This is a genomic window from Leeia oryzae DSM 17879 (genome assembly GCF_000376945.1).
In the GTDB taxonomy this organism is placed as follows: Bacteria; Pseudomonadota; Gammaproteobacteria; order Burkholderiales; family Leeiaceae; genus Leeia; species Leeia oryzae.
This window is the reverse complement of the sequence record NZ_AQXU01000005.1, coordinates 1-4,090: the sequence shown is the minus strand read 5'-3', so window position 1 is coordinate 4,090 and position 4,090 is coordinate 1. Positions and strand designations below refer to the sequence as shown.

Annotated in this window: 4 protein-coding genes; all 4 read left to right on the top strand. The window is 62.8% G+C overall.

What is annotated here, in order from left to right; genetic code table 11:
- A partial coding sequence (locus F552_RS0100055; RefSeq protein ID WP_018149671.1) for an FAD-dependent oxidoreductase occupies nt 1–360 on the top strand: 360 nt, incomplete at its 5' end.
- Between the two features lie 12 nt (nt 361–372).
- Nucleotides 373–669, top strand: a complete 297-nt coding sequence (locus F552_RS0100050) for a sarcosine oxidase subunit delta (RefSeq protein WP_018149670.1) — start codon at nt 373–375, stop codon at nt 667–669.
- Complete coding sequence (locus F552_RS0100045) at nt 666–3,698, top strand: sarcosine oxidase subunit alpha family protein (RefSeq protein WP_018149669.1); 3,033 nt, start codon at nt 666–668, stop codon at nt 3,696–3,698. Before F552_RS0100050 ends, F552_RS0100045 begins: the two co-directional genes overlap by 4 nt.
- A partial coding sequence (locus F552_RS0100040) for a sarcosine oxidase subunit gamma (protein ID WP_018149668.1) occupies nt 3,691–4,090 on the top strand: 400 nt, incomplete at its 3' end. The genes F552_RS0100045 and F552_RS0100040, both read left to right, overlap by 8 nt.

Sequence of the window (4,090 nt, the reverse complement as noted above, 5' to 3'; positions counted from 1 at the left end):
ATCGACAGCTACCTGGGTTACGGCCAGCGCGGCAGCCCGCACATCATCGAACACACCGCCACCGCGATCATCGAACTGTTCCCGATGTTCTCGCGCGTGCGCATGAACCGTCAGTGGGGCGGGATTGTGGATGTGTCGCCAGACGCCTGCCCGATCATCTCCAAGACCAAGGTCAAGGGACTGTACTTCAACTGCGGCTGGGGTACCGGCGGCTTCAAGGCCACCCCGGGTTCCGGCCACGTGTTTGCCCACACCATTGCCAACGACGCACCGCATCCACTGAATGCCGCGTTCTCCATCGACCGTTTCCATTCCGGTCACCTGATCGACGAACACGGCGCTGCCGCAGTCGCGCACTAAGGAGTCAGAGACATGCTTCAGATTTATTGCCCGTTCTGCCAGGCCACGCGAGACGAGGAAGAATACAGCTACGCCGGTGAAGCGTACATCGAGCGTCCGGCCAACCCGGAAGAAGTCGATGACGAAACCTGGGGTAACTACGTGTTCATGCGCAAGAACATCAAAGGCTGGCACTGGGAACAGTGGCAGCACGCGGCCGGTTGCCGCAAGGTGTTTGCCGTCAAGCGCAATACCGCCACTTATGAAATCGCCGGTTCCTGGACCCTGCCGGAAGGCAAGGCAATCTACACCAAGGAGAATGCTGCGTGAACTCACATCGCGTTAAACGCGGCAGTGCCCGCATCGACTACAACCGCCCGCTGGAATTCACCTTCGACAACAAGACCTACGAAGGTTTCCACGGCGATACCCTGGCCTCGGCCCTGCTGGCCAACGGCACCCGCATGATCGGTCGCAGCTTCAAGTACGGCCGTCCGCGCGGCATCTACGGCGCTGGCGCCGAAGAACCGAATGCACTGATGCAGCTGGAACTGGGCGCGTACACCGTACCGGATGCCAAAGCCACCCAGATCGAACTGTATCAGGGGCTGATTGCCTCCACGACCACCGGCTGGCCGTCACTCAACATCGACGCCAAAGGGATTCTGGGCAAACTGGGCCGCTTCATGCCGCCCGGCTTCTACTACAAGACCTTCATGAAACCGGATGGCTGGTGGCCGTTCTACGAACAGCTGATCCGCAAGGCCGCCGGCTATGCCGAAGCCCCGCGTGAAGCCGATCCGGAACACTACGATCACCTGCATCACCACGTGGATGTACTGGTGGTCGGTGGTGGCGTCTGTGGTATCCAGGCCGCCCTGATTGCCGCCCGCAGCGGCCTGAAGACCGTGATCGTGGACGAACAGAGCGAAATGGGCGGCTGGCTGTTGTCCGACGCCCACCAGCAGATCAACGGCGAAGCCGGCAGCAGCTGGCTGGCCAAAGCCGTCGCCGAACTGGACGCGGCCAGCAACGTCACCCGCTTGCCACGGACCACCGCGTTTGCCCTGCACGACTACAACCTGGTGCAGGCCGTGGAACAGATCCAGGATCACCTGCCGATCTCTGAACGCGAACCCGACGTACCGCGTCAGCGTCTGCACAAGATCCGTGCCCACCACATCGTGCTGGCCACCGGTACCATCGAACGTCCGCTGGTGTTCGGTTACAACGACCTGCCGGGGATTCTGACGGCCGCAGCCGGCCAGACCTACGTCAACCGTTACGGTGTACAGGTCGGCAAGGAAGTGCTGATCCTGACCAGCAACGACTACGCTTACGATACCGCCCGTGACCTGGCCGAAACCGGTGCCCGCGTCTGGCTGGCCGATACCCGCGCCCGTGGCGCCTCGGCAGAACGCCAGCAGGCCGCCAAGGCCGCCGGTGCCGAACTGCTGCTGGGCTATGGCATTGCCAAAGCCTTTGGCAACAAGAAAGTCACCGGTGCCGATCTGGTGCGTCTGGACCCGTTTAGTAACAAAGTGGTCGGCCGCGGCCCGCACGTCAACTGCGATGCCTTGCTGTCCTCTGGTGGCCAGTCACCCACCGTGCACCTGTTCTGCCACAACGGTGGCCGTCCGGTATGGGACGAACAGCGTCTGGCCTTTGTGGTACCAGAAGCGGGTCGCCCAGGCATTGCCTGCGTCGGCTCTGTCACCGGCTACTTCGTGCTGTCTGAAGCCCTGGCCCAGACCGGCCGTGCCATGCAGGCCGTTTGCGAAGCGCTGGGCAAGACCGCCCAGATCGAACTGCCGTTGGTCGACAGCCCAGAAGTCACCCAGGCTCGCCGCATCTTCCGTGTGCCGGACGGCAAACCGGAAGGCGAGGGCGCCAAAGCCTTTGTCGACTTCCAGAACGACGTCGACGTCGGTGGCATCTACGTGGCCGTGCGCGAGAACTACCGCAACATCGAACACGTCAAGCGCTACACCGCGCTCGGCTTCGGCACCGACCAGGGCAAACTGTCCAACGTCAACGGCTTTGCCATTACCGCCGAAGCGCTGGGCAAACCGATTTCCGAAGTAGGCACCACCACCTACCGTCCGTCCTACACCCCGGTCACCTTCGGGGCGCTGGCCGGCCACATGCAGGGGGATACCTTCGAGCCACGCCGCTACACCGCCATCCAGCCTGCCCACGAAGCCCGTGGTGCCAAGTTCGAAGTGGTCGGTCAGTGGATGCGTCCATGGTACTTCCCGAAAGGCAACGAAGACCTGCATACCGCGGTGAACCGCGAATGCGTGGCCACCCGTAGCCGGGTCGGCGTGATGGATGCCTCCACCCTCGGCAAGATCGACGTCCGTGGCCCGGATGCCCGCGAGTTCCTCAACCGCGTGTACTCCAACGCCTGGACCAAACTCGAACCCGGCAAGTGCCGCTACGGCCTGATGCTGGACGAGAACGGCATGGTGATGGACGACGGCGTGACCGCCTGCATCGGCGAGAACCACTTCCACATGACCACCACCACCGGTGGCGCCGCCAAGGTACTCGGCTGGCTGGAACGCTGGCACCAGACCGAATGGCCGGAACTCAAGGTCTACTTCAGCTCGGTCACCGACCACTGGAGCACCGTCGCCATCGTCGGCCCGGACAGCCGCAAGGTCCTGAAGAAGCTGTGCAGTGACATCGACCTGAGCGCCGACGCATTCAAGTTCATGGATGGCCGTGAAGGCACCGTGGCCGGCTTGCCAGCCCGCGTGTTCCGCATCAGCTTCTCCGGTGAAGTCGCCTATGAAGTGAACGTCGACGCCAGCTATGGTCACTACCTGTGGGAAGAAGTGATGAAGGCCGGCAAGGAATTCGACATCACCCCGTACGGGACCGAATCCATGCACGTACTGCGTGCCGAGAAAGGCTACATCATCGTCGGTCAGGATACCGACGGCTCCGTCAGCCCGATCGATCTGGGCATGGCCTGGGCCGTGGGCATGAAGAAACCGTTCAGCTTCCTCGGTCGCCGCTCGCTGACCCGTAGCGATACCGTGCGCAAAGACCGCAAGCAACTGGTTGGCCTGCTGCCGGAAGACCCGACCGTGGTCCTGGCCGAAGGCGCGCAGATCCTGCAAAGCCCGGCCCAGGCCCCGAAACTGGGCGAACCGCCGGTGGCGATGTTCGGTCACGTGACCTCCAGCTACTACAGCGCCTTCATGGGCCGTTCGATCGCCATGGCCGTGCTCAAGGGTGGGGCCGAGAAGATGGGCGACACCGTCTACGTCTGGGCCGCTGGCAAGGTACACAAAGCCACGGTGGCTTCCTCCGTATTCCTGGATCCGCAAGGAGAGCGTCAAAATGCCTGATTTCAAGCCATACATGCAGTCCCCGCTGCACCATTTCGACCTGCCATCCCGCGCCAGTCTGGTGAATGACAGTGCCGGAGTGTGGGCCAACGAACTGCCGCTGCGCGGCTACATCACCCTGCGCGGCAACAGCGGCGACGCCGCCTTTGTGAGCGCGGTGGAAGCCACGCTGAAACAAACCCTGCCGGTGACCCCGAGCAGCTTCAGCTTCGGCCCGAGTGGTACCGTGATCTGGCTGTCGCCGGACGAATGGCTGATTACCGGCCCGAAAGGTGGCAACACCGCGCTGATCAACGCGCTGGAAGAAGCCCTGAAAGGCCAGCACGTGCAGGTTGCCGACAACTCCGGTGGCTACACCATGGCCTACCTGACCGGCAAGGAGCACGTCACGG

Coding starts and splice junctions, on each gene's coding strand:
- F552_RS0100050 (WP_018149670.1), top strand. CDS start 373: ATGCTTCAGATTTATTGCCCGTTCTGCCAGGCCACGCGAGACGAGGAA.